Annotated in this window: 21 protein-coding genes; 8 read left to right on the forward strand and 13 right to left on the reverse strand. The window is 63.4% G+C overall.

All coding sequences use genetic code 11. The features are described from left to right. Positions 1-26 precede the first annotated feature (26 nt). On the forward strand, positions 27-3458 hold the full coding sequence (locus KIT10_15925) for a gliding motility-associated C-terminal domain-containing protein (protein ID MCW5900746.1): 3432 nt from the start codon (positions 27-29) through the stop codon (positions 3456-3458). Positions 3459-3467: 9 nt separating this feature from the next. Here KIT10_15925 and uvrA read toward each other — a convergent pair whose 3' ends face one another. Continuing rightward, positions 3468-6230, reverse strand: coding sequence for an excinuclease ABC subunit UvrA (uvrA, locus tag KIT10_15930; GenBank protein ID MCW5900747.1), 2763 nt, complete (start codon positions 6228-6230; stop codon positions 3468-3470). A gap of 346 nt (positions 6231-6576) precedes the next feature. Here uvrA and KIT10_15935 point away from each other — a divergent pair, with 346 nt between their 5' ends. Then, complete coding sequence (locus tag KIT10_15935; protein MCW5900748.1) at positions 6577-7164, forward strand: sigma-70 family RNA polymerase sigma factor; 588 nt, start codon at positions 6577-6579, stop codon at positions 7162-7164. A gap of 412 nt (positions 7165-7576) precedes the next feature. On the opposite strand, the gene KIT10_15940 is transcribed toward KIT10_15935, so the two are convergent. From KIT10_15940 to KIT10_15960, 5 genes are read right to left on the reverse strand one after another with little or no spacing between them, the layout of a single operon-like run. Then, positions 7577-8596 (reverse strand): fatty acid desaturase, encoded by a 1020-nt coding sequence (locus tag KIT10_15940; GenBank protein MCW5900749.1) that lies wholly within the window; start codon positions 8594-8596, stop codon positions 7577-7579. Further along, positions 8569-9444, reverse strand: coding sequence for a lysophospholipid acyltransferase family protein (locus tag KIT10_15945; GenBank protein MCW5900750.1), 876 nt, complete (start codon positions 9442-9444; stop codon positions 8569-8571). Before KIT10_15945 ends, KIT10_15940 begins: the two co-directional genes overlap by 28 nt. Before the next feature lie 26 nt (positions 9445-9470). After that, positions 9471-9905 (reverse strand): hypothetical protein, encoded by a 435-nt coding sequence (locus KIT10_15950; GenBank protein MCW5900751.1) that lies wholly within the window; start codon positions 9903-9905, stop codon positions 9471-9473. 29 nt (positions 9906-9934) lie between these two features. Then, positions 9935-10588 carry an endonuclease III gene (nth, locus tag KIT10_15955; protein MCW5900752.1) on the reverse strand — a complete coding sequence of 218 codons (654 nt, stop codon included), beginning with the start codon at positions 10586-10588 and terminating at the stop codon, positions 9935-9937. Beyond that, entirely contained in the window at positions 10588-11082 is a 495-nt protein-coding gene (locus tag KIT10_15960; protein MCW5900753.1) for a hypothetical protein, read from the reverse strand. Before KIT10_15960 ends, nth begins: the two co-directional genes overlap by 1 nt. A 154-nt stretch (positions 11083-11236) precedes the next feature. On the opposite strand from KIT10_15960, the gene KIT10_15965 reads away from it, so the two are divergent. Continuing rightward, a complete protein-coding gene (locus KIT10_15965; protein MCW5900754.1) occupies positions 11237-13570 on the forward strand; it encodes a M1 family metallopeptidase in 2334 nt (777 codons plus the stop codon). Here the strand turns inward: KIT10_15965 and KIT10_15970 are convergent, their stop codons facing one another. Together KIT10_15970 and KIT10_15975 are read right to left on the reverse strand one after the other, a co-directional pair. Continuing rightward, the gene (locus KIT10_15970; protein ID MCW5900755.1) at positions 13571-14434 is read right to left on the reverse strand and encodes a hypothetical protein; all 864 of its coding nucleotides are present in this window, start codon (positions 14432-14434) and stop codon (positions 13571-13573) included. Further along, positions 14431-16311: an LTA synthase family protein gene (locus KIT10_15975; protein ID MCW5900756.1), complete on the reverse strand. Its 1881-nt coding sequence runs from the start codon at positions 16309-16311 to the stop codon at positions 14431-14433. Before KIT10_15975 ends, KIT10_15970 begins: the two co-directional genes overlap by 4 nt. Before the next feature lie 76 nt (positions 16312-16387). Between KIT10_15975 and KIT10_15980 the strand changes: the two genes are divergently transcribed. Continuing rightward, positions 16388-18433: a dehydrogenase E1 component subunit alpha/beta gene (locus tag KIT10_15980; GenBank protein ID MCW5900757.1), complete on the forward strand. Its 2046-nt coding sequence runs from the start codon at positions 16388-16390 to the stop codon at positions 18431-18433. Between the two features lie 12 nt (positions 18434-18445). On the opposite strand, the gene KIT10_15985 is transcribed toward KIT10_15980, so the two are convergent. Beyond that, the gene (locus tag KIT10_15985; GenBank protein ID MCW5900758.1) at positions 18446-19753 is read right to left on the reverse strand and encodes an MgtC/SapB family protein; all 1308 of its coding nucleotides are present in this window, start codon (positions 19751-19753) and stop codon (positions 18446-18448) included. A gap of 251 nt (positions 19754-20004) precedes the next feature. Between KIT10_15985 and KIT10_15990 the strand changes: the two genes are divergently transcribed. After that, positions 20005-21264: a divalent metal cation transporter gene (locus tag KIT10_15990; protein MCW5900759.1), complete on the forward strand. Its 1260-nt coding sequence runs from the start codon at positions 20005-20007 to the stop codon at positions 21262-21264. Between the two features lie 33 nt (positions 21265-21297). On the opposite strand, the gene KIT10_15995 is transcribed toward KIT10_15990, so the two are convergent. Further along, positions 21298-21588, reverse strand: coding sequence for a DUF1330 domain-containing protein (locus KIT10_15995; GenBank protein MCW5900760.1), 291 nt, complete (start codon positions 21586-21588; stop codon positions 21298-21300). 116 nt (positions 21589-21704) lie between these two features. Between KIT10_15995 and KIT10_16000 the strand changes: the two genes are divergently transcribed. Then, positions 21705-22385 (forward strand): hypothetical protein, encoded by a 681-nt coding sequence (locus KIT10_16000; protein ID MCW5900761.1) that lies wholly within the window; start codon positions 21705-21707, stop codon positions 22383-22385. Between the two features lie 7 nt (positions 22386-22392). On the opposite strand, the gene KIT10_16005 is transcribed toward KIT10_16000, so the two are convergent. Together KIT10_16005 and KIT10_16010 are read right to left on the reverse strand one after the other, a co-directional pair. Then, positions 22393-22899, reverse strand: coding sequence for a DUF1905 domain-containing protein (locus KIT10_16005; GenBank protein MCW5900762.1), 507 nt, complete (start codon positions 22897-22899; stop codon positions 22393-22395). Between the two features lie 42 nt (positions 22900-22941). Then, positions 22942-23277: a translation initiation factor gene (locus tag KIT10_16010; protein MCW5900763.1), complete on the reverse strand. Its 336-nt coding sequence runs from the start codon at positions 23275-23277 to the stop codon at positions 22942-22944. A 55-nt stretch (positions 23278-23332) separates the two neighbouring features. Here KIT10_16010 and KIT10_16015 point away from each other — a divergent pair, with 55 nt between their 5' ends. Continuing rightward, positions 23333-24487: a GNAT family N-acetyltransferase gene (locus KIT10_16015; GenBank protein ID MCW5900764.1), complete on the forward strand. Its 1155-nt coding sequence runs from the start codon at positions 23333-23335 to the stop codon at positions 24485-24487. 182 nt (positions 24488-24669) lie between these two features. Further along, the gene (locus tag KIT10_16020; GenBank protein MCW5900765.1) at positions 24670-25308 is read left to right on the forward strand and encodes a T9SS type A sorting domain-containing protein; all 639 of its coding nucleotides are present in this window, start codon (positions 24670-24672) and stop codon (positions 25306-25308) included. Positions 25309-25317: 9 nt separating this feature from the next. Here the strand turns inward: KIT10_16020 and KIT10_16025 are convergent, their stop codons facing one another. Next, entirely contained in the window at positions 25318-26070 is a 753-nt protein-coding gene (locus tag KIT10_16025; protein ID MCW5900766.1) for an SDR family oxidoreductase, read from the reverse strand. Positions 26071-26104 lie beyond the last annotated feature (34 nt).

The raw sequence follows: 26104 nt of genomic DNA on the forward strand, positions 1-26104 counted from the left end.
GGGGGCGTTGTTATCTTGCACAACCTATGATCAGGACCATCACCCTCACCGCTTCCCTGTCGATCTCCCTGGGTCTTGCCGCCCACGGCCACGACCACAAGAGCGCCGCCCTGCAATTCCACCTGAACAAGGGCCAATGGCCCCAGCAGGTGCTCTACAAGGCCAGTACCCCCACGGGTGCGGTCTTCGTTGAGCGGGATGCCTTCACCTACCTGGTGATGAGCGGAGGGGACCGGATGACGCACGCCCAACAGGACCGTCCTGCCGAGCCCTTGCACATGCACGCCTTCAAGGTGCGCTTCGAGGGCGCTTCGGCGCAGCGCCACAACGGGAGCCATGCCTTGCCGCACTACGTGAACTACTTCCTGGGCAACGACCCCGCGCAATGGGCGGGTGGGGTGCCTGTTTATGCCCAGGTGGACCTGCACGAGCTCTATCCGGGCATCGGCATGCGCATCGATGGGCACGACGGCATGAAGTACGACTGGCTGGTGGCGCCCGGCGCGGACCCCGCGAACATCGTGATGCGCTACGAGGGCCAGAATGCCCTGCGCCTGGAGCATGGGGTGATCTTCGTGGAGACCACGGCCGGCCGTGTGGTGGAGCAACGCCCCGTGGCCTGGCAGATGGTGCATGGCGCCAAGCGGCCGGTGGAATGCCGATACAAGCTGGAGGGCGACCGCGTCCGATTCGACCTGCCCTACGGCCATGACAAGCGCTATCCCCTGGTGATCGACCCTGTGGTGGTGTTCAGCAGCTACAGCGGCAGTTTCGGTGACAACTTCGGCTTCACCGCCACCTATGACGACAGTGGCCATCTCTACGGGGGGGGCATGGTACGCAGCTCGGGCTATCCCGTAACGGTGGGCGTGGTGCAGCCCAACTACGCGGGTGGAGAGAATGACATCGCCATATCCAAGTTCACGCCCACCGGCAATGCGCTGGTTTGGAGCACCTACATCGGTGGATCGGCCAACGAGGTGCCGCACAGCATGGTGGTGAACAGCAACGACGAGCTCTACATCCTGGGCACGACCAACTCCCTGAATTTCCCCACCACGGCCGGCTGCTGGCAGACCTCCTTCGCCGGGGGCACCAACCCGCCTTTCGCGGTGACCTCCTATGGCTTCAGCTATTCCAATGGCAGCGACATCGTGGTGGTGCACCTGAACAGCACGGCCACGGCCTTGATAGGCAGCACATACGTGGGTGGCAGCGGCAACGACGGCCTGAACCAGCAGATACCCACCAACCGCAACTACGGTGACCCCTTCCGCGGAGAGATCATCATGGATCCCGAAGAACGGCCGTTGGTGATCTCCAGCACGGTGAGCGCCAACCTATTCACCTCGCCCAACGCGGTACAATCCAGCATCGCCGGTGGTGTGGACGCCTACGTCTTCCGGATGGATCCCCAACTGACCACCATGTTGTGGGCCACCTATTTCGGCGGCGCGGGAACGGACGCCGGCTTCGGCATCCAGATCTCCAGCACGGGCGAGATCTACATCACCGGCGGCACCACCAGCACCAACCTGCCGGCAGGCCAGGGGCCGGCGGCCTTCGCAGGTCTGCAGGGCGGCACCGATGGCTTCATCGCCCGCTTCCACCCATCCGGCGCCCCCTTGTTGTCGCGCACCTACGTGGGCACCACCGGGTTCGACCAGAGCTACTTCGTGCAGCTCAACAACCAGGATGAGGTCTTCGTGGTGGGGCAGACCACCGGACCCTATCCGATCACGCCCGGCAAGTACAACAACCCCAACGCCACCCAATTCCTCCACAAGTTCAGCGCGGACCTCTCCACTTCCATTTGGAGCACGCGGATCGGCGGCTTGGGCAGCGAACACATCTCGCCTTCGGCTTTCCTGGTGAGCAATTGCGACCAGATCTACTTCAGCGGATGGGCCGGCAGCACCAACTCTTTCGGCTCCGCGGGCCTGAGCAGTTCCACCTTCAACCTGCCGGTGACGCCCGACGCCTTCCAAAGCACCACCAACGGAAGCGACTTCTACCTGATGATGCTGCAGCCCGAGGGGGAGGCATTGGGCTACGCCACCTTCTTCGGCGGCACCAGCGCCGAACACGTGGACGGCGGCACCAGCCGCTTCGACAAGAATGGCATCGTTTACCAGGCCGTGTGCGCCGGTTGCGGCCTGCTCTCGTATCCCACCACCCCAGGTGTCTGGAGCAACACCAACAACAGCAACAACTGCAATCTCGGTGTCTTCAAGATCGACTTCGAGCAGGCGGTGATCGTGGGCATCGACGTGGACGCCAGTGGGCTCACCGCCTGCCTCGGTTCGCCGGTGATATTCACCGCCGTTGGTACCGCCTCCGATTGGTGGTGGGACCTGGGCGACGGCACCACGGGGCTCACCGGCACACCCATCACCCACACCTACGGTGCACCAGGTGAGTATACCGTGATGCTGATCGGCACGGACGAGAACTCCTGCAACTTCGCCGATACGGCCTACGTGTCCGTGACCATCATCGATCCGCCGGAGGTGGAGGCCATGTTCGATTGGGCCGCCACCAGCGATTGCCAGGGTTCCTCTGCGGAGTTCTTCAACATGGGCACGCCCGGCATGAACTACGGCTGGCTCTTTGGTGACGGATCCACCAGCAGCACCACCAACCCCTTGCACACCTATCCCGGCCCCGGCACCTATGAAGTGACCTTGACGGTGACCGACCCATTGTGCGGCGCAACGGCCTCCATCACCCAGACCATCGAATTGGAGGTACCATCCATCGAAATAGAGCTGCCGCCCGTGGCGTCGATCTGCGATGGCGTATCCATCCTGGTCGACGCAGGCCCTGGTTTCGATACATACAATTGGAGTACAGGGGCCACAAGCCAGACGATCACCGTGAGCCAGGCCGGCACCTACTGGGTGATCGTGACCGAAGGCATCTGTGTGGGAAGCGACACCGTGGTTGTAGCCCTGCAGCCGCCGCCCCCAGGCCTGCCCGATGTGCTCGCCTGCCCCGGCGACCCCGTGTCGTTGTCCGTGCCCTTCCCGGTCTCCACCGTGCTGTGGAACAACGGCGCCACCACGCCCACGATCACCGTGGAGGACAGTGGCGAGTATTTCTATTTCGCGGTGGACACACTGGGCTGCATCGTGCGCGACACCATCCAGGTGGAGCGCATCACCCTCTCGGAAAGTGTGACCAATGTGCCCAATGTTTTCAGCCCCAATGGCGACGGCCTGAATGATTCCTTCAAGGTGGACGGCAACTACTTGGAACGTTTCAAGATGGAGATCTTCAACCGCTGGGGCCAGATGATGTTCGAGAGCACCAACCCGCTGCTGGGGTGGAATGGTGGCCTGGACAATTCCGGCTCCAAGGTGCCGGATGGCACCTACTACTACGTGATCTCCTTCAAGGACCGCTGTTCGGACGAGGAGCTTACCACGCGCACCGGGCACGTGACGCTGCTGCGGTAATGCCCGTGGTCAAAGCTTGAGGAACCTGGCGGTCCGCGATGCTTCGCAGGCCGCCAGTGCTTCCGGGGTGCCGGTGAACACGATGTGCCCACCTGCTTCGCCGCCTTCCGGTCCCAGGTCGATGACGTGGTCGGCGCACTTGACCACCTCCGTGTTGTGCTCGATGACGATGAGGCTGTGGCCGTTCGCGAGGAGCATGGCGAAGGCTTTCAGCAACTTGGCCACATCGTGGAAGTGCAGGCCGGTGGTGGGTTCGTCGAAGATGAAGAGCGTGGGCTTCTCGTCCTGGCCCTTGCCCAGGAAGCTGGCGAGCTTGATGCGTTGCGCCTCGCCGCCACTGAGTGTGCTGCTGCTCTGGCCCAGTTTCACATAGCCCAGGCCCGTTTCCTGCAGCGGCAGCAGTTTGTTCACCACGCGCTCACTGGCCTTGTCGCGTGGCGCGTTCTCCCGGAAGAAGGCGATCGCGTCGTCCACGGTCATGTCCAGCACATCGGCGACATCGCGGCCCGCATAGCGCGCGTCCAGGATCTCCTCCCGGAAGCGCTTGCCTTTGCAGGCGTCGCACGTGAGGCTGATGTCGGCCATGAACTGCATCTCGATGTGCGTGACACCCTCGCCCTGGCACTCGGGGCATCGGCCGCCCTCCACATTGAAGCTGAAGAAGCTGGGCTTGTAGCCGCGCGCCTTGGCGGTCTCGGTCTCGCTGAACAGTTGGCGGATCTCGTCCCAAGCCTTCACGTAGGTGACCGGGTTGCTTCGGCTGCTGCGGCCAATGGGGTTCTGGTCCACCAGTTCCACGGCCTGCACGCGCTTGATGTCGCCTTCCAGCGCGCCGTGTTCGCCGGGCCGCTCGCCAAAGCCTTCCAGCGCGCGTTTCAACGCCGGATGCAGCACGCGCTTCACCAAGGTGGTCTTGCCGCTGCCGCTCACACCCGTGACCACGGTGAGCATGTTCAGCGGGAACTCCACGTCCAGGTCCTTCAGGTTGTGCTCACGGGCGCCCTTCAGCACCAGTTTGTCCTTCACCGCCCGGCGGCGCTCCGGGATCGCGATCCGTTCACGGCCGGTGAGGTAGCGCGCCGTGAGGCTTTCGCTGTGCAGCAGATCGGCGTGCGTGCCGCTGAAGACCACCTGGCCGCCGTGCGTGCCGGCCATCGGCCCCATGTCGATGATGTGGTCGGCGGCGCGCATCATCTCTTCATCGTGTTCCACCACGATCACCGTGTTGCCCAGGTCGCGCAGTCGTTCCAGCACGCCGATGAGCCGCCGCGTATCGCGGGGGTGCAGGCCGATACTGGGTTCGTCCAGGATGTAGAGACTGCCCACCAGGCTGCTGCCGAGGGATGTGGCGAGATCGATCCGTTGCGTTTCACCACCGCTGAGGGTGTTGCTCCGGCGGTCCAGCGTCAGGTAGCCCACGCCCACGTCCACCAAGTAGCGCAGCCGGTTGCGGATCTCCTTCAGCAGCCGGTCGGCGATGCGCGCGTCGTGCTCATCGAGCCGCAACTCCTCGAAGAAGGTATGGAGATCGCTGATGGGCATGCGCGCCAGTTCGGAGATGTCGTGTCCACCCACCTTCACGTAGCGCGCCTCCCTGCGCAGGCGCCCGCCCTCGCAATCCGGACAGGTGGTCTTGCCCCGGTAGCGGCTGGCCAGCACCCGGTACTGGATCTTGTAGCTCTTCTCCTCCACATATCGGAAGAACGCGTCGATGCCATGCAGACCCTTGGCGCCCTTCCACAGCAGGTCGCGCTGTGCGGTGGTCAATTCGCGGTAGGGGCGGTGGATGGGAAAGTCCTGTTTGGCGCTGTCGCGGATGAAGTCGGCCTGCCACTCGCTGAGCTTTTCGCCGCGCCAGGGGGCCACGCAACCATCATAAAGGCTCAGGCGCTTGTCGGGCACCACCAGGTCGGGGTCGATGCCGATGATGCTGCCGTAGCCTTCGCAACGGGGGCAGGCGCCCACCGGGTCGTTGAAGCTGAACAGGTTGGGGCTGGGTTCCTCGAAGTGGATGCCATCCAGCTCAAAGCGGTCGCTGAAGCCCATCTGGCGGCCATCCTCGCCCAGCAGGATCAGTTCCCCCTGGCCCTCGAAAAAGGCCGCTTCAGCACTGTCGGCCACGCGGCTTTCGGTCTCGCTGTCACCCGGTGCCACCACAATGCGGTCAAGCACCAGGAACCAGGTGCCCTTCAGGGCCTTCTTCTTCGCGAGCAGGTCCTCGATGCGGTGCACGGCCTCACCATCGTGCACACGCGCGAAACCTTGTTGCTGAAGGATATCGAGGTGCTCGGCGGCCCCACGTCCTGCAGGCACATGGATGGGCGCGAGCATCAGCACGGTGGAATCGGCGGCATAGCCGTTCACCCCCGCCACCACATCGTCCACGGTATGGCGTTTCACCACGCGACCACTGATGGGGCTGCAGGTTCGGCCGGCACGCGCGAAGAGCAGCTTGAGGTGGTCGTAGACCTCCGTGCTGGTGCCCACGGTGCTGCGCGGATTGCTGCCCATCACCTTCTGTTCGATGGCGATGGCCGGGCTGATGCGCAGGATGCGGTCCACGTCCGGTTTCTCCAGCCGCCCCATGAATTGCCGCGCATAGCTGCTCAGGCTTTCCACATAGCGCCGTTGCCCTTCTGCGAAGAGGGTGTCGAAGGCGAGACTGCTTTTGCCGCTGCCGCTCAGCCCGGTGATCACCACCAGCTTGCCGCGGGGGATGTCCACATCGATGTTCTGCAGATTGTGGACGCGCGCACCCTGCACGCGGATCATGCCGCCATGGGGTTTGCGCACGCCAGCCTGTTGGCCGTTGGCCTGGCTCTTGGCGCTGTGGATCGGGGTCGGGGAAGGCAAGGGTGGGGTTCCCTTCAGGAAGCGGGCCGCGAAATTAGGCACCGGCTTGCCGCGCTTGGGGCGTGCGGCTATCTTTGGGCTGTCGCCTATCCGGAGCAAGGCACGCAATATGCCCCTCACAGGCAGCGTTCCTCCGGTCGGTAACGTCTACTGAACGATATCCCCGGGTCACATTCCCGGAAGAGCACCAACCAACACCCTTCGCCGATAAGCAGGACCTCTACCCCGATCACGACGATCCTTTACGGACCAAAACGGGAAGGCCATGCTTACGAAGGTGCTCAACGACCAGGAACTCGTACGTCTGTATCTCGAAGGGGATGAAAAAGCCTTCGAGACATTGCTCCACCGCCACAAGCGGAAGGTGTGGTCGCACATCTACCTGATGGTGCGCGACCGCGAGATCGCCGAGGACCTCTTCCAGGAGGCCTTCATCAAGGTGGTGCATACCCTGAAGACCGGCAAGTACAACGAGGAGGGGAAGTTCCTTCCCTGGGTGATGCGCATCGCGCACAACCTGGTGATCGACCACTTCCGCCGCAACAAGAAGATGCCCCTGGTGCGCAGCACGGATGACCACGATGTGTTCGCCACGCGGTCCCAGCCCGGCAAGAACGTGGAGCAGCGTATGGTGAACCTGCAGATCGATGCGGACGTGCGCAAACTCATCGACCACCTGCCCGAGGAGCAGCGCGAAGTGGTGATCATGCGCACCTACCTGGGCATGAGCTTCAAGGAGATCGCCGAGCACACCGATGTGAGCATCAACACCGCTTTGGGCCGCATGCGCTACGCGCTGATCAACATGCGGAAGATGATCCGCAAGTACGAGATGGTGCTGGACCGGGCCTGAGGGCCATCGGCCATTTGGGCTCCCGTTGCGCGGTGGAACACCGGGCAACGGGAGTCCTTTTTTGGCCCCCCTGCGTGGGGGTGGCCTGGCACCTGCCAACTTCCCTCCAACGGGTATGCAATACCGCCCCGATAACCCCGTTCATGGTCAAGTGAAACCACCAAACCCCTCTTGATGACAAATTCTACGCTCGGAAAGAAGTCGCGACGTATCCGCAGGCCCATGACGATCGACCTCCAGCCAGGCCCCCGGCAGTCCACCATCCGCATGATACTGGGTTATTCCCGGGCGGTGAAGGTGGTGGTTGCTCCGCCGGTAGGAGAGATCGCCTTGGTGCTGAACTGACCCCCGGCCAAGCCGGAAAGGCAAGCCCCCGAAGCGAATGCCTCGGGGGCTTGTCCGTATGGGGGTATCAAGCGGCCATCTCCCGCATGCCTATCATGCGGCCGCGGTCGGGGTCCCAGACCTTCAACCGGAAGCAACGCACGATATCCGCCGGGGCCAGCGAGGTGGTCTTCGCCTGCCGCAAGGCGGGAATGGCCCTGTAGACCTCGGGCAGACGGTAGAAGGGGATGTGGGCGTTGAGGTGGTGGATGTGATGGAAGCCGATGTTGCCGGTGAACCAGCGCATCACCGGGCCCATGCGCATGAAGCTGCTGCTGTCCAGCGCGGCCTTCACGTAGCTCCAGCCATCCTTGTGGGCGAAGACCACACCGGGGAAATTGTGCTGGGCGTAGAACAGGTAGCTGCCCAAGGCGAAGGTGACCAGGTAGGGCAGGAAGAATGCGAAGACCAGGATCTGCCAGCCGAAGAAATACCAGGCGGCCCAGCCCATAGCGGCATGGAGCACCAGGGTGAGGAGGCTGTCCCAATGCCGTCCGCGGTTGCTGATGAAGGAACTCAAGCACATGCCGATGATGAACACGAACACGTAGCCGAAGAGGATGGCGAAGGGGTGGCGGATGAAGAGGTAGGCGAAACGCTCACCGGGACCCAGGCTGCGGAATTTCTCCAAGGTCACCACGGGGAAGGAACCGATGCTTGTAGTGTAGAGCTTGCTGTTGTGCTTGTGGTGGTGGTCGTGGCTGCGCTTCCAGATGCTCGGCGGGCTGAGCATGAACATGCCGAACACATAGAAGAAGGCGTTGGCCAGCGGACTGCGGTTGAGGATGGTGCGGTGCTGATGGTCGTGGTAGAGGATGAAGAGGCGCACCAGCGTCAACCCTGCCAGAACACCGAAGAGGGCCTTGGCCCAAAGGGGTTCAAAGTGGAAGATGGCCCAGTAGAAACCCACCGCCACGGCCAGGGCGATGACCAGTTCCAGCCAGCTGCGCCAGCGCACTTCCTGGGCGAATGGACGTGTGGCCAGGATCAGGTCCCTGTCTTCAGGGTTGGTCCGGTCGGTCACACGGCGGGCCGTTTGTGCTTCCATCGTTTGTGTGTCCAGAGCCAAAGGTCGGGATGAAGTCGGATATCTCGTTCCAATCGCCGGGTATGGATCTCCGTGATCTCTCCTTCCCGGGTGCTTCGGGGCTCAGGCACAAGGGTTTCCACTTGCATGTGGTAGAACCCGCGCCTGGGCCGGGTGATGCTGATATAGATCACCGGCTGGTCCAGCTTGCGGCTGAGGGCTTCAGTACCTGGGAATACGGGGGTGTCCTGTCCAAGAAAGGTCATCCAATAGGCGCGCTGGGGGGAAGGGGTCTGGTCGGCGATGAAGGCCGTGGCGGTAAGCAGGTGCTTGTCGCGCAGCATCAGCTTGCTGGCCTCGCGCATGGGGTAGAGGCGGGTGCCATGCCGGGTGCGGGCATGCGTGATCAACTTGTCGAACCGCTTGTTCGCCAGCGGGTGGTAGATGACATACAGCAGGGGGATGTCCTTCTCCTGGCTGTACCTGGCACCGGCGAGTTCCCAGTTGCCGAAGTGGCCCAGGACCAGGATGATGCTGCGGTCCTGCCTGGCGTATTCCCGCAGGATGTCGACGCCCTCGAAGGCGATCCGCCGCCGCACCGCTTCCGGCGATACGGTCAGGGTCTTCAGGGTCTCCAGGGTGAGGTCACAGAACCAGCGGTAGAACCGGGCCGCGATGGCGCGTATCTCCTGCTCGCTCTTCTCCGGGAAGCTGTTGCGCAGGTTGGTGAGCACCACGGTCTTCCGGTAGCCCATCACGCGGTATACGAGCAGGTAGCACAGGTCGGAGAACAGGTAAAGCAGGGGGAAGGGCAACAGGGAGATGCCATAGATGAACGGCAGCGCGATGTAGTAACCGAGGGTGCCCATGCGGAACGGTGCACGAAGATCGCGCTTCACGGGCGCTCGACCGGCCGCCGGAACACCAGGCGGAACTCGTTGGGCCTGATCCACGTCTGCGGCCCCACATGGACCAGTTCATCGGCTTCCTGGTCAACGATAGCCAGCTCCTGGCCCGGCGGCACCCACAGGAAGTAGTCCGGGGCGCGTCTGCCCGGGAAGCGTCTTGCCACACGCAGCTGCTCCAGGTCGTGCGGGTTGATGGGGAAGCGCGGATGGATGAGGATCACATCCTGGCCGAGTACGCGGTGGCGGGGATCGATATGCATGAAGGCACCTTCGTAGACCGGTGCCCGAGCCGTGGGCAGGATACGCATGAAGGAACGCCCGCTGTTGAGCACGAAAATGTACTCCTGATCGTCGGCCGCGCCTGCCACGAAGCCGGGGCCTTTGCAGGCGATCAACAGCGGCAGGAGAAGCAGCGCGCGCATGCTTCCGAAGGCACGACCGGCGGAAGGTCTCACTTGAACAGGGCCTTCCGCCCGATCACGCTGCAGATGGGACACTTCCGCGGATCGTGCCCCTTGGCCGGACAGTGTTCACGCCCGAAGTAGATGATCCGCAGGTGCAGGTCCGCCCATTCCTCCTTGGGGAAGAGTTTCTTCAGGTCGGCCTCGGTATGCTCCACGCTCTTGCCTGTGCTGAGCCCCCAGCGCCATGCCAGCCGGTGGATGTGCGTATCCACCGGGAAGGCAGGTACTCCGAAGGCCTGCACCATCACCACGCTGGCGGTCTTGTGGCCCACGGCGGGCAGGGCTTCCAAGGCGGTGATCGAGTCCGGCACCTTCCCTCCATGCTTGTCCAGAATGATCTTGGAAAGCCCATGGATGCCCTTCGATTTGGCCGGCGCAAGACCGCACGGGCGTATGATGTCCTCGATCTCCTGCACCGTCAACTTCACCATTTGCTGCGGGGTACGCGCCTTGGCGAAGAGCAGCGGCGTGATCTCGTTCACCTTCTTGTCGGTGCATTGCGCGCTGAGCACCACCGCCACCAGCAGGGTGAAGGGGTCCTGGTGGTCCAGGGGGATGCTGGTTCGCGGGTAAAGCCTGGCGAGGGTGCGGGAGACGAAGGCCGCCTTCTCCTTTCTTGTGGTGATCGCTCCCTCGTCCATCAGGGCACAGTGGCGAAAGTGTACGGTGACCCGTTGATCAGGAAACTGTGCGAACGCGTCCTGCCCCCAGCCTCCAGATGCACCACGTTCTCCTGCTCATCGAAGAGGTCCTGCAGCAGCGTTGCATGCACGGTGAGCGCACCGAGGTATCCCACGTCATCCACTTGCAGGTAGCCATAGAGGTCGTCCATCTCCACTTGCTTGCCGAGATACTTCGCCTGCAATGGCCTGCCGTCCATGTTCAGCTTCAGGTGCCGCAGCAGGTATCCGGCGATCAGGCTGTCGGCTTCGGGAAGCTCCTTCCCAGTGCCCAGCTTCAGGTCGCGGTCGCCGCTTTCGGGCAGGAGGGTGTGTTCAAGGTCATGGGTCGTCATCCGCCAGGTGATGTCCAGCGTGCGGGTCTCCGGGTTGTGCCGGATGGTGCAGATGGAGACGTAGAAGTCGTGGAGCAGCAGCGCTCCGACCAGCCCGTGTGCCAGCAGCAAGGTCTTCATGTACGGCAAAGGTGGGGAAGGTGTGGTGAGTGGCGAGCAACGAGTGGCGAGTGGATGCCCCCAAGACGACCGATTTCAGCGGGGACATTCACTCGCCACGCAATGGGTCGGACCGTGCGCCGGACACTCGCCACTCACCACTACCTTCGCCAACATGCATCGCCTGCACTTCCTCGCCGCCACTGCGGCCCTCTTGATCTGCACAACGGTATTTCCCCAGGATTCCCCCCGCTACGGCCGCGACAAGTTCCGCCAGTTGGAATGGGAGCTGCCCACACCCAACACCTACCGCACCGCCAGCGGGGCACCCGGCCACCAATACTGGCAGCAGAAGGCCGACCACGACATCCGCGTGGAGCTCGACGACGACAAGCAGACCGTCACCGGCAGCGAGACGGTCACCTATTACAACTACAGCCCGGACAAGCTGGACTACCTCTGGATCCAACTGGACCAGAACATGCGCGCCAAGGACAGCGACAGCCACAAGATCCGCACGGGCACCCTCAGCGATTCCATGTCGGTGGAACAGATCGCTCGCATGGCCAATGTATTCGATGGCGGCTACCGCATCACCAAGGTCACCGATGCCAGTGGCAAGGCGCTGAAGTACACCATCAACAAGACCATGATGCGCATCGACCTGCCGCGTACCCTGGCGCCCAACGGCACGTACAGCTTCAAGATCGATTGGTGGTACCCGGTGCAGGACCGCATGAAGCACGGCGGCCGCGCAGGTTACGAGTACTTCGAGGAGGACGGCAACTACCTCTATACCATCGCGCAGTTCTTCCCCCGCATGGCCGTGTATGCCGACTACCAGGGCTGGCAGCACAAGCAGTTCCTGGGCCAGGGCGAGTTCACGCTCACCTTCGGCGACTACAAAGTGGCCATCACCGTGCCCAGCGACCACATCGTAACGGCCACCGGAACGCTCCAGAATGAAAGCGCCGTGCTCACCGCCACCCAGCGCGAACGTTTGGCCAAAGCGCGCACCGCCACTGAACCGGTTATGATCGTGACCGAGGACGAGGCCCGCGAGGCCGAGAAGAAGAAGGCCACCGGCAAGAAAACTTGGGTCTTCCAAGCGAAGAACGTGCGCGACTTCGCCTTCGCCAGCAGCCGAAAGTTCATCTGGGATGGCATGAACCAGCCCGTGGGCGGCAACAACGTGCTGTGCATGAGCCTCTACCCCAAGGAGGGCAACCCGCTGTGGGAGAAATACAGCACCAAAGTGGTGGCCCACACCGTGAAGACCTACAGCAAATTCACAGTGGATTACCCGTACCCGGTCTGCATCAGTGTGCACACGGACCGCATCGGCATGGAGTACCCCATGCTCAGCTTCAACGGCGGACGACCCGAGAAGGACGGCACCTACAGCGAGCGCACCAAGTACGGCATGATCGGCGTGATCATCCACGAAGTGGGGCACACCTTCTTCCCCATGATCATCAACAGCGACGAGCGCCAGTGGACCTGGATGGACGAGGGCCTCAACACCTTCGTGCAGTACCTCACCGAGCAGGAGTGGGACCACGACTACCCCAGCCGCCGCGGACCGGCGCGCCACATCGTGGACTACATGAAGGGTGACAAGAGCGGCATCGAACCCATCATGACCAACAGCGAGAGCATCACGCAGTTCGGCAACAACGCCTACGGCAAGCCCGCCACCGCGCTCAACATCCTGCGCGAAACGGTGATGGGCCGCGAGCTCTTCGACCACGCCTTCAAGACCTACTGCGAACGCTGGAAGTTCAAGCACCCCACACCGGCCGACTTCTTCCGCACCATGGAGGACGCCAGCGCCGTGGACCTCGACTGGTTCTGGCGTGGCTGGTTCTTCACCACCGACCACGTGGACATCGCCCTCACCAACCTGCGCTACATGCGCGTGAAGCCGCTGGACCCCAAGGCCCGCGAGGAACTTGCCAAGGCCGATCGCGCTGCGCAACCCCGTGAGCTCGGCAATGAGCGCAACCGCGAAGCCTTCGAGACCGTGGTGATGCGCGACCACGCCACGCGCGACTTCTACAACAGCTACGACCCGCTCACCGCCACGCCGCGCATGCAGGAAGCCTACGACAAGATGATGGCGCGCCTCACGCCTGAGGAAAAAGCCCTGCTGGAGCGCGACCTGCACTTCTACGAACTCAGCTTCGAGAACATCGGCGGGCTGGTGATGCCGCTGATCCTGGAGTGGACCTACGCCGATGGCAGCACCGAGGTCGAACGCATCCCCGCCGAGATCTGGAAGACCAGCGACAGCATCAGCAAGGTCTTCATCAAGGACAAGGACGTGACCGGCGTAGTGCTCGACCCCTTCCTGGAGACCGCCGACACCGACCTCAACAACAACGCCTGGCCGCCGCGCATGGTGCCGACACGGTTCGATGTGTTCAAACGCGGCGAGTGGCGCGGCGGAAGGTCGAATCCGATGCAGGAGCAGCAGGGTGGGCAGGGAGGGCCGGGGAGTGGTAGGTGATCACCCCACTACCCACAGTACCTCCGGCTCCAGCCTGAACCGCACCTCGTGCCCGATCTCCAAGGGCTCGCCGTCCAGGTGCGCCAGCGTGCCGGCCTGTTTCACGAAGGCTACTGTGGCCGGGATGTTCGTCACGTTCGGGTTGCCGTCCGCTCGGTGGTTGTACACGTCGTAGAAGGCCTTCACCAGTTGGAAGAACGGTGGCTTACGGACAAGGCGTAATTCCGCGATGCCATCGTCAGGTTTGGAACCGGGGCTGATGTCCGCGCCGTTGCCGAACTCGCGTGTGTTGCAGAAGACGAGCATCAACACTTGCTGTGCGATGGTGCGGCCATCCACTTGGACTTCCACAGGCATGGCCGGTGAACCGAAGATGTCCTGCACGATGATGCGCGCATAGGTGAACATGCCGCGCGTGCTGCTCTTGTCGAACTTGTCGGCCACGCGTGCATCGAAGCCGATGCCCGCCGTGCCGAGGAAGGGATGGTCGTTCAGGTAACAGACATCCATGCGCTTCGGTGGCGCGGTGAAGGCGTGCCGCAGCGCCGCTTCCGGCTTCAATGGAAGTCCGATGGAACGCGCGTACCCATTACCACTGCCCATGGGCACCACACCCAGCGCCACCTCCGTGCCGATCAAGCCCTTCGCGATGCTGTTGTTGGTGCCGTCCCCGCCCACGCTGATCACTCGCTGGTAACCCTCGGCCACCGCCTGGCGCGCCAGTTCGGTGCCATGGCCAATGCCGCCGATGGTATGGACGGTGAGCGTCACGCCCAGTTCAGCCGCGATGCGTGCGGCCAGCTCCTGTACCGTGAGCGCCTGCTTCTTCCCCGCACGGGGATTCATCACCAGCATCGCCTTCATTCGGGAACGGGTTTGGCCACGAGTGTTCCGTTCAAGAGGTGATGGTTGAACTGTTGGATCGCGGCCTTCAAGCGTTGCTCCAGGCGCGCTGCGTGTTCTTCCTGTCCGGCGGACGGCCCCGAGCCGCTGCCGGCCGGGTGACTCCCTACCACCTGTGTACCATCGAACCTGAGTCGCATCTGCGCATCGATGATGGTGTAGATGCCGTTGTTGACCCAGACGGCACACGCCGGGGTCGTGCTGGCGAGCGCATCATGGCCGAAGCTGAAGAAGGGATCGGGGTGGCCGATCATGGCCATGACAGTGGGCAGGATATCGATGTGCTGGGTGGCGTGTTCCACGGCCGCAGGGGTGATCCAAGGCGCTACGAAGAGCAGCGGCACCCAATAATCGATGGGCAGGTCACCATGTTTGCCCGTGCGTTCCAGATCGGCGGTGTGGTCCGCGGTGATGACGAACAGCGTGTTCCCATACCACGGCATGTCCTGCGCGGTGCGGAAGAATCCACGCAGCGCGTCATCTGCATACAGCAGCGTGGGGTGTATATCCTGTGTGCCGCGGGCGAATCGCTCGGTTTCCGCCTTGGGCAAACGGTAGGGGTGGTGGCTGCTGAGCGTGAAGACCGTGCTGAGGAAGGGTTGCGGTTCACGCGCTAGTTCCTCCGCCCAGAATCGCAGGAAGGGCCGGTCGCGGATCCCCCACTGACCATCGAAGTCCTTGGCCCCGCCCGGGTACTCGTTCATGCCCACATAGCGCTGGAACCCCGCCGACCGCGTGAATCCATCGAGGCCCATGGTGCCGTTGCGCCCGCCATGGTAGAAGCTGGTACCATAGCCACGCGCGTCAAGGAGATGCGCCAGCGAGGTGAATGGCGTCGCAGCATATCGTGAGGATAGGAAGGCCTCGTCCATCAACTCAGGCATGGAGGCCAGGATGGCGGGTATGCCGTCGATGCTGCGCCGGCCGTTGGCATACGCCCGGGTGAAGTTGATGCCTGCGCCCATCAGGGAATCCAGGAAAGGCATCCAACTCTGGTCGCCGGACAAGGTGCCACTGTAAACGGCCGAAAAGCTCTCCAGAATGATGATCACCACATTGGGGCGATCGGGCATGCCGGGCGCGTGCTGGTGGCCGGCCCTGTGATGATGTACCACGGGCCACAGCCGATCGGCCTCCTCCTGCGGCATGTAATGGCGTTCCGCGAGCGATGGCTTGCCGAAACTCATCAGCATGGTGTAAGGGGTTGAGAGCACCACCGGCGCCAGGCTGGGACCGGCATGCCGCGTAGCATCCATGGGCTGTAAGGGCATCAGTTGAAGCCCCCCCCTTGATGCGATCACAAGGAGAACAAGAGCCGTGGAACGCCACCCCAGGCGCCAGCCCAAGGGTATCGGATGGCCTTGGTCCAACCGGCCGATCGCGCGGTATCCCCACACCATCAGGCTTATGGCCGCAAGGAACGCGAGCACCAGGTACCAGTAGCCCACGAGGAAGGTGGGCGCCAGGTCCATCAGGTCGCCGCCCCCCGTGGCGATCGTGAGCAGATCGCTCGTGCTGCGCCGCAGCGTGAAGGCATAGTAGCCCACGTCCACCGTGTTCGCGAGGATACCCAGTCCATTGATGACAAGGAAAAGCACCAGTCCGGCTCGTTCCAACACCCGGCCGGGGCGCGGAAACAACAGGACCAACACCACCCAGGGCAGGTTCATCCAGGCCAAGGCGAAGAGGTCGAAACGAAGGCCGCCGATATGCGCGGCCATCGGCACGGCGGGGAACATGGCCGCGTTGTGCCACACGAACAACAGCCGCAACAGGCCGTGTATCGCCAACACCAGCCCCAGGCGGAGCAGCAACACGGTGAGGGGACCGGCGCGCATGGCGGCGAAGATCGGCACAAGCCGCAATGGTTATCGGTGGTGGCCCCGGATACCTTTGCGCCGCGATCAGCACCCCATGTCATTCCCCACCACCGACGAGCGCCAGCTCCGCTATGAGCGGGGCACCCACACGGACGAGTTCCTCATCAGCACCTACGAGAAGCTGGTGTATCCGCGCATCATCGAGGAGAAAATGCTGAGCCTGCTGCGGCAGGGCAAGATCAGCAAGTGGTTCAGCGGCATCGGACAGGAGGCCATCGCCGTGGGCGCCACCATGGCCCTGCAGGAGGATGAGTACATCCTGCCGATGCACCGCAACCTGGGCGTGTTCACCACACGGGGTATGCACTTCCGGAAGCTGTTCGCGCAGTGGCAGGGCAAGGCCACGGGCTACAGCAAGGGCCGCGAACGCAGCTTCCACTTCGGCAGCCAGGAGCACAAGGTGGTGGGCATGATCAGCCACTTGGGGCCGCAGATGGGCATCGCCGACGGCATCGCCCTGGCCCACAAGCTGAAGAAGGAGAACCGCTGCACGATCGTCTTCACCGGCGATGGCGCCACCAGCGAGGGCGATTTCCACGAGAGCGTGAACGTGGCCGCCGTGTGGGACCTGCCGGTGCTGTTCATCATCGAGAACAACGGCTATGGACTGAGCACGCCCAGCAGCGAGCAGTTCCGCATGAAGCAGTTCACCGACAAGGCCATCGGCTACGGCATCGAAACGGTGCAACTGGCGGGCAACAACATCCTGGAGGTGTACGATGCGCTGGCCTGGTGGGCCAACAGCGTGCGCGAGAACCCGCGGCCGGTGCTGGTGGAGTGCATGACCTTCCGCATGCGCGGCCACGAGGAGGCCAGCGGCACCAAGTACGTGCCCAAGGAGTTGTTCGAGGAGTGGGGCCGGAAGGATCCCGTGGCGAATTACGAAAGCTGGCTGGTGGCCACGGGTGTGCTCAGCATCGCCAAGCGCGACGAGATCCGCAAGCGGTTGAAGGACGGTATTGAAGCGGACCTGAAGGTGGCGTTCGAGGAACCGGAGCCGGTGTACGTGGTGGAGCGGGAGCTGGCGGATGTGTACGCGCCGGAAGTTGACAGTTCTCAGTTGTCAGTTGTCCGTCCGCCCCTGACAACTGACAACGGACAACAGATTACCGGAGACCACCCCGAGAAACGCTTCATCGACGCCATCCAACAAGGTCTGGCGCAAAGCATGGAGCGCCATCCGCAGCTGGTGCTGATGGGGCAGGACATCGCCGAGTACGGCGGGGCCTTCAAGATCACTGAGGGTTTCGTGGAGAAGTTCGGCAAGGAGCGTGTGCGCAACACGCCGTTGTGTGAGAGCGCCATCCTGGGCGCGGCGCTGGGACTCAGCATCAAGGGCATGAAGGCCATGATGGAGATGCAGTTCGCCGACTTCGTGAGCGAGGGCATGACGCAGATCTGCAACAACCTGGCGAAGATCCACTACCGCTGGGGGCAGAACGCCGATGTGGTGGTGCGCATGCCCACCGGCGCGGGGGTGGGGGCGGGGCCCTTCCACAGCCAGAGCAATGAGATGTGGTTCGTGAAGACGCCCGGCCTGAAGGTGGCCTACCCCAGCAACCCCTACGATGCCAAAGGCCTGCTGATGACCGCCTTCGAAGACCCGAATCCGGTGATGTTCTTCGAGCACAAGGCCATGTACCGCAGCATCAGCGGACCGGTACCCGAGCAGCCCTACGCCATCCCTTTCGGCAAGGCACGCGTGGTGCGGGAGGGCGATGCGCTGAGCATCATCACCTACGGCATGGGCGTGCACTGGGCCACGGCCGTGCAGGAGGAGACCGGCATCGACATCGACATCATCGACCTGCGCACCTTGGTGCCGTTGGATGTGGACACCATTCTGGCCAGCGTGAAGAAGACCGGCAAGGTGCTGTTGCTGCACGAGGATACGCTGACGGCAGGTTTCGGCGGCGATCTGGCGGCCATCATCGCCGAACAGGCCTTCGAATACCTGGACGCGCCGATCGTGCGCGTGGCCAGCTGGGATACCCCCGTGCCTTTCGCGGTGCCGTTGGAACAGGGTTTCCTGCCGAAGGGGAGGTTGAAGGCGGCGGTGGAACGGTTGGCGGGGTATTGATCGGGGCGCGGTTCACCGCACCGCCACCCACACCATCCCTGCCGCTGCAGCCACGGCCATGCCCACGAACCCCGGGGTGACCAGCCGCCGCATTTCTGCGCCACCTACCACCATCACGATCGTGAACTTCACCAGGGTGTTCACCGTGGCAGCGATCAGGATGGTGATCATCGCCTCCGTTTCCCAGGAGGCCTCCCTGGCCATGCGCGCCATGCTCAGGGTGATGGCGTCAACGTCCGTGATGCCGGCCAGCGCCCCGGCCACATAGGTGCCCGCCTGTCCGAAGCGTTCATCGGCCCATACCACCAGCCAGCGCACCAGCGCGTAGAGCACGGCGAACTGCAAGGCCACCCGGAAGTTGAGCGGGTTGGTGAGCAGGGGCTGTGTTTCGGGCTGGTGCTTGTTGGACCGTTGCATCCACCATGCGGTGATGAGTCCTGTGGCCGCGATGAAGGCCAACGGCAGGGTCAACGTCAATGCCAGTGCCTTGTTCACCACATAAAGCTCCAGCAGCATGCGCAGGAACATGATGGCGGCGGCCGCGATGATGCCCAGGGCGAGGTGTCTTGCGCCAGAGGTCTGGTCATGGCCTTTGCGTGCGAAGCTCAGCGCCACGGCCGTGCTGGACACCAGTCCGCCGATGACACCGGCCAGCAGCGTACCGCGGTGGGTGCCCATCACCTTGGCCAGCAGGTAGCCCACCAGGCTGATGCCCGAGACCAGGATCACCATGGTCCAGATCTCCTTGGGGTTCCACGTGCCGTTCGGTCCATAGCCTTCGTTGGGCAGGAAGGGCAGCACCAGCACGGAGATGATCACGAACTCGATGATGGCCCGCACCTCCTGCTCGGTGAGCATGGTGACGAAGCGGTGCAATGGCAGCTTGAACGACAGAAGCAGCAGCACCAGCACGGCCACGATGATGATGAAGAGCAGGTGCCCCTCGTAGGCGAGCCCTCCCAGCAGGAAGGTGATCAGCGCGGTGATCTCGGATGTGGCGCCGATCTCGCCTTTGCGGATGCTGGCCACATAGGAGGTGACCAGCAGGGCGATGAAGCCCGCGAGGATGATCCCGAAGAACCAGGCGCCGAGGTTGTGGGCCGAGAGGGCGGCGAGGAAGCCCAGCAGCGCGATCAGCGTGAAGGTGCGCAGCCCGGCGAACTGCTTCTCCACCAGCGGCGAGGGGTCCGCGGGCTTCTCGCGCACGCGCTTGGCGAACTCGCGCTCCAAGCCGATCAGGAAGCCGATGCCTGCCGCCACGGCCAGCCGCACCACAAGGTGCACATCGGTGCGGGTCCAGACATCCTCGAGTTCATCCATGTTGCGCCGGATGGTCCCCCGAAAGCTACACCGATGCACGAACTCCCACCCAAGGACCGACATTGTGCACGTTACATGGCATTGACCTTGGTCCAAGTGGGGTACCGGACCACGTCATCGGAGGCACGAGGATGCGGTCTCTGCTGTTGGTGATGATCTGAACGCTTTTGCGGTGCGGGCGTTGACAAGTCAGCGCGGAAGCCCACCATCTCCCATTTCTCATCGGGCTACTTTGGCGCCGCATCATGAGCATGCGTTCGGTCGCTGAGGACAATGCTGTGCGGCGCTTCTGGCGCAAGCTCGGTCCAGGGCTCATCACCGGAGCCAGCGACGACGACCCCTCAGGCATCGCCACCTATTCCCAGGCAGGTGCGGCCTTCGGCCCAAGGCTCCTTTGGGCCCTGGTGCTCACCTATCCCATGATGGTGGCCGTTCAGGAGATGTGCGCGCGCATCGGCCTGGTCACGGGCAAAGGCCTCATGGGCGTTATCGCCGACCACTACCCGCGCTGGCTGGTGCGTACCGTACTGTGGGTGGCGGCACCGGCCATCGTGCTCAACATCGGCGCCAACATCGCGGGCATGGGGGCTGTGGGCAACATGGTCTTCCCGGCCATTCCGGACTACGCCTTTTCCGTGCTCTTCACGGCCATTCTGCTCTATGCCATCATCCTCTGGTCCTACCGTCGCATCGCACGCGTGATGAAATGGATGTGCCTGGTGCTGTTCGCCTACCTGGTGATCCCCTTCCTGTCCGACACGGATTGGCGTGCGGCCCTTGCCAGCACGGTGCTGCCCACCTTCGAGGCCGGCCCCGGATATTGGATGATGCTCGTGGCGGTGCTGGGCACTACCATTTCGCCCTATCTCTTCTTCTGGCAGGCGAGCATGGAGGTGGAGGAGCGCAGGCGGCGCGGCATTGTGGTGGTGGACAAGCCGATGCTGGGGGCCATGCGGATCGATGTCCGCACCGGTATGCTGCTGTCCAACGTGGTGGCGTGGGCCATCATGCTCACCTGCGGCACGGTGCTCTTCAATGCCGGTGTGAACGAGATCACCACCGTGGAGGAGGCCGCCATCGCGCTGCGGCCGCTCGCAGGCGAGGCCTCCCACCTGCTCTTCGCCCTGGGCGTGGTGGGCACCGGCTTTCTGGCCATCCCCGTGCTGGGCGGCGCCCTCAGCTACATGGTGGCCGAAGCGTATGACTGGCCACAAGGCTTGGACAAGCGCTTCAGCGAGGCGCCGGCCTTCTACGTCACCCTGGCTGTTTCGCTGGTGGTGGGCCTGGCCATCGATCTTCTGCCGATCACGGCCATCCAAGGGCTGCTCTGGACGGCCGTGCTCTATGGCCTCACCGCTCCGGTGCTCATCGCGGTCATCCTCTTCATTTGCAACGACCGCCGCGTGATGGGTGAGCATGTGAACGGCTGGCGGCAGAACGTGGTGGGAGGCATCACGCTGGTGGCCATGTCCACAGCGGCGATCCTGCTGCTCCGTGAACTGTGGCCCTGAGGCCCAACGGACGGTGCCGGCGGCGCAGCGGTGCTACTGGACACCCTCCACCGCCACCATCCACGTCTTGGAGGCGCTTTGCCGGATCGCCTTGGCGGGGCCGTATTCCGGTGATGACCACCAGCGTTTCGCCGTGGCCAGGTCCGGGAATTCCAGGATGACGATGCGCCCGGGTGGCCGATCGCCCTCCAAAAGTTCCGTGCTTCCCCCGCGCACGAGGAATCGCCCGCCGTATGGTTCGAGCGTGGCCGGGGTCAGTTCCTTGTAGGCGGCGTAGGTCGCCGGATCGGTGATGGTGACATCGAAGATGAGGTAGGCGGGCATGTGCTTGGGAATGAGGCTTGAAGGTAGGTGCGTCCGGGGGTGATCAACAGCGGCCTCTTGGTAATACCCCGGCAGGGGGTCCATGGCCATGGCGGCCCCCGGCGGATCTTGGCGCCATGGCAGTGGCGATGTTCGAGGCGAGATATGAGCGCATCCTCCGTGGGCGGGAGCAGGGCTATGAGGAGTTGCAGGACTTCCTGGGCCGCCATGCCTGCCTGGGGCCTTTGGTGCGCACCGGCCTGTTGCGCCGCCGCGATACCAATGGGGAGTTCCAGCGTTACCACGGCTACATTCCCACGGAAGCCGGCGGCTATTTCCTGCTGCACATCCCCGAGAAGGAGTTGATCCTTGTACGGCCAGGCTTGAGCGGTGAGCTGATGACCGCCATGAAGAACGATCCCGCTCCTGCGGCGCCCTTCAGGCCCACCTACGTGGAACCCACCGCCGATCAGTTCGCCGCCGTGCGCCACATGCGCGAGCAGGCCGGCCGCGATGTGTGGCGTGTGCAGCGCGCCGATGAACTGCAGCGCATGCTGATGCGTGGCCACATGGACCTGCGCACATTCACCAAGCGCACGGGCATCGGCGAAGGGGTGCTTTTACGACTGGGTCTTGTGCGCCAGCGCGGCGAACGTGACCACGAGCACGCGTTGCATCTGGAGATCACGGAGGAGGGCGCCCAATATCTGCTCGTGGCCGATCCCTGGGAACTGCTGCTGGTGAAGCCCGGCATGGAGCTGCCGCTCTTCGCCGCCTGCGAACCGGACAAGGCCGCCTACTGGTGCGCCTTGCCCTGATCGGGCGCTATTCCGCGCTTCTGCCTTTGCCCACCTGGAAGTCGCCAGCCTCGAAACGGCGCAACAGCTCCGCGACACGTTTCGCCCGCGTGGCCGTGGTCTTCGCGCTACCCACCCAATAGCACATGCCGCGCCGCATGCCGGGATTGAGCTTGTCCCAGGCGTATTTCATCTCCGGCAGGAAATCGAGTGTTTCGGCCAGTTCTTCGGGAATGTCCAGTTTGTCCGGATCGGGGTGCTTCCAGAATTCCACCTCCACGATATCGCCTTCACGCGTGATCCCCGCGGCCCTGCGGATGTCACCGCCGAGGATGATCACGTGCATCCCGCTCTTCTGCGGCATCAAGGCACGGTCCACCGGATGGCCGTTCACCGTGCCCAACACACGCACCCGGCCCCGCGTGCCGAACTCCTGCTCCACATCGAACGGTACCTCCACATACATGAAGGGCATTTCGCCGCGCTTCTTTTCCAGCGGAGCGGCAAAGCGATGGATCTTGACGTGTCGTTCCATGCGACTCCACGCGACCTGCGACATTCGACCTGCAGCGTAAAACTACCCCCCGGCCTTCTTCGCCTTGTAGCCTTTGTCCGTCAGCCACGCCAGCACCTTGTCGCGGTGGTCGCCCTGCAGCAGGATGTTGCCGTCCTTGGTGTTGCCGCCCACGCCGCACTTGCCTTTCAGCGCGCGACCCAGATCGTCAAGGTCGGCCTCCTTTCCCACGAAACCCACGATGCGTGTCACCTCCTTGTTGCCCTTCAAGCGGTCCAGATGGATGCGCAGGCTTTGTTGTTGCGGCGGAAGGGTGGCAGGGTCGGCGCTGGTGGCCATCGCCTTGTTGGTGCTGTACACCAGTCCGCCTCCACCGGAGGGTGTTGGTCGTTTCTTCATCGCAGGGCGAAAGTAGCCCCCGGTGTCACCGGTACATTTCGGGAACATCACGCGTATGTCATCCGGACTTGAAGTACGGGCCGTCTCCGGCCGGGAGGAATTGGAGCGCTTCGTGCGCCTGCCCTTCGAGCTGGCCGCGCGCCATGCCGCCGACCAACGGCCCAATGCGGTGCCGCCCCTCCTGGGCGATGAACGCGATCTGCACGATCCGGAGAAGAATCCCGCGCTGGCCGACAGCAAGGTGGAGCATTGGCTGGCCTGGAGGGATGGTGGACCCGTGGGGCGTGTGATGGGCATCATCCATCACCCGTGGAACGAACGATCGGGCGACCAGGGCGCGCGCTTCTTCCAACTGGCCTGCGTGAAGGATGCGGAGGTGGTGAAGGCCTTGTTGCAGGCGGTGGAGGCGTGGGCATCCGCACAGGGCATGGTGCGCATCTACGGCCCCTTCGGCTTCAGCGACCGCGACCCGCAGGGCCTGCAGGTGGAGGGTTTGGAGCATATGCCGGTGGTCAGCACACCGACCAACCCGGATTGGCTGCCGCCGATGGTGGAGGCCCTTGGCTATGCGCCCATGGAGGAAATGGTCAGCTACAGGTTGGAGGTCACACCCGGCATGGCCGCACGCTTCGCTCCCGTAGCTGAGCGCTGCCTCGCCGCGAGCCGCCTGCGCCGTATGCGGCTGGTGTCGAAGCCCGCCTTGCGCAACTGGGTGGTGCCGGTGCTGCGGCTGGTGAACCTCACTTACGAGGACATCTTCGGCTTCGTGCCGATGAAGAAGAAGGAGATGCAGGCATTGGCGGAGAAATACATGTTCATCCTCGATCCCGAATTGGTGGAACTGCTGGTGGACGAGCACAACGAACCGGTGGCCTTCGTCATCGCGGCGCCGGACATGAGCGAAGGATTGATCAAGGCGAACGGTCGATTGCTGCCCTTCGGCTGGGCGCACATCCTGCGCTACATGCGCCGCGCGAAGCAGCTCGATCTGCTGCTCGGCGCTGTGCGTCCCGATCTGCAAGGCAAGGGACTCACCGCCGTGCTCGCGTTGAACCTGCTGACCACCGCCGAGAAGCGCGGCTTCACACACCTCGATAGTCACCTGGTGATGGCGCGCAACACGCGCATGTGCGCACAGATGGAGCGTTTGGGCGGCAAGGTTTGGAAGCGGTACCGCGTGTTCGCCAAGCCACTGTCAGGTCTTTCGTGATCAAGGTGTCCGCTGTAGGGCACTCGCCGGAGCGTCCGCGCCATTCCACAGATCGGGGCGGGGACACCACGGTACCGCGTCCGAATGACACCGGGCAGCGTGCCCTGGCGTGCAGGTTCCCATCCGGAAAGGTTTTTGCACAGGACCCACCGATCACATCATCCACGAATTCCCATGCGACCATGGAACGCCACATCACACTTTCCCTTCTATTCATCGCGATCACGCTGCAAGCGCAGCACACGTACGAGCTGACCTTGGAGAGCGGCGTCTTCCACCCCGAGTTCATGGTGGTGGAGGCCGGCGATCGGATCGATGTCCGGTTGACCGATGGCCATACGCTGACCGAGGTCTCGGCCGCCACCTTCAGGGCTGGAGGCTTCCTCCCGAATGGAGGCATCCACATCGGCGCAGGCACCACATACGACGGTGACCATGCCAGTTTCCACCTCGATGAGCCCGGCGACCACTACTTCGTTTCCGAAGGCCGCAATGGAGCGGTCGTGAAGACGCACATCGTGGTGATCTCCTCCAGTGATACGGGCTTTTCCCCGCATCCTGACCGTGAGCGTCCGCGCATCTTTCCCAATCCGGCCGATGACCAGGTCCGTTTCGGGGGGCTGGAGCACCTGGAGATCCTGGTGGTGGAGGCTTTCGACCAGGGTGGCCGTTTGGTGATGCGGGACGTGGTGCGCGGCGGAGAGCCGATGAACCTCATGTCCCTGCCTTCCGGCCACTACACCCTCCGCCTCACCGACGGCATGTCGATGATGTACGGGACCGAACGTCTGGTGATCAATCGCAAGGGCTTCGGTTCCTGAAGCCGTCGGTCAGCGTGCCAGGTAGCCACCATCCACCGCGTAGTATGCGCCGGTGACGAAGCTCGCTTTGTCGCTGGCCAGCCAGACGACCAGTTCCGCCACTTCCTCCGGTGTGCCCAAACGTCCGATGGGGTGCATGGCCGCTATGCCTGCGAGTTGATCCTCATTCATGTGGTTGGTGAGCAGTGGTGTGCGGATGAAGGCCGGTCCGACGACGTTCACGCGGATGCCTTGTGTGGCGTATTCCATGGCGGCGTTCTTGGTGAGGCCCACCACACCGTGCTTCGCGGCAACATAGGCGCTTGCCGTGGCGAAGCCCACCTGCCCCAGGATGGAACCCATGTTGATGATGCTGCCACCGCCGCTTCGCAGCATGGCCGGTATCTGGTAGCGCATGCCGTAGAACACGCCGTTCAGGTTCGTGTTGATCACCTGTTCCCAACCGTCGAGCGGATACTCGCCCGTGAGCGCTGGTGGTCCGCCGATGCCCGCGTTGTTCACCGCGATATCCAAGCGGCCGTATGCCTGTAGCGCGATCTTCACCTGGTGCTCGTTGTCCATCGCCCGGCTCACGTCCGTGCGCACCACCGTGCCTTCGCCGCCCCGCTCCTGGACCACCTTCAGCACGCGGTCCGCATCCTCGCCCACGATGTCGCTGAGCACGACCTTCGCGCCTTCCCGCGCCAACGCGATCACACACGCCTCGCCGATACCCGATCCCGCCCCGGTCACCAAGGCCACTTTGCCATTGAGTTCCTTCATGGTGCCAAGCTACCCGGCCACTGAAGGAGCTGGC

The organism is Flavobacteriales bacterium (assembly GCA_026129465.1).
Taxonomy (GTDB): domain Bacteria; phylum Bacteroidota; class Bacteroidia; order Flavobacteriales_F; family PHOS-HE28; genus PHOS-HE28.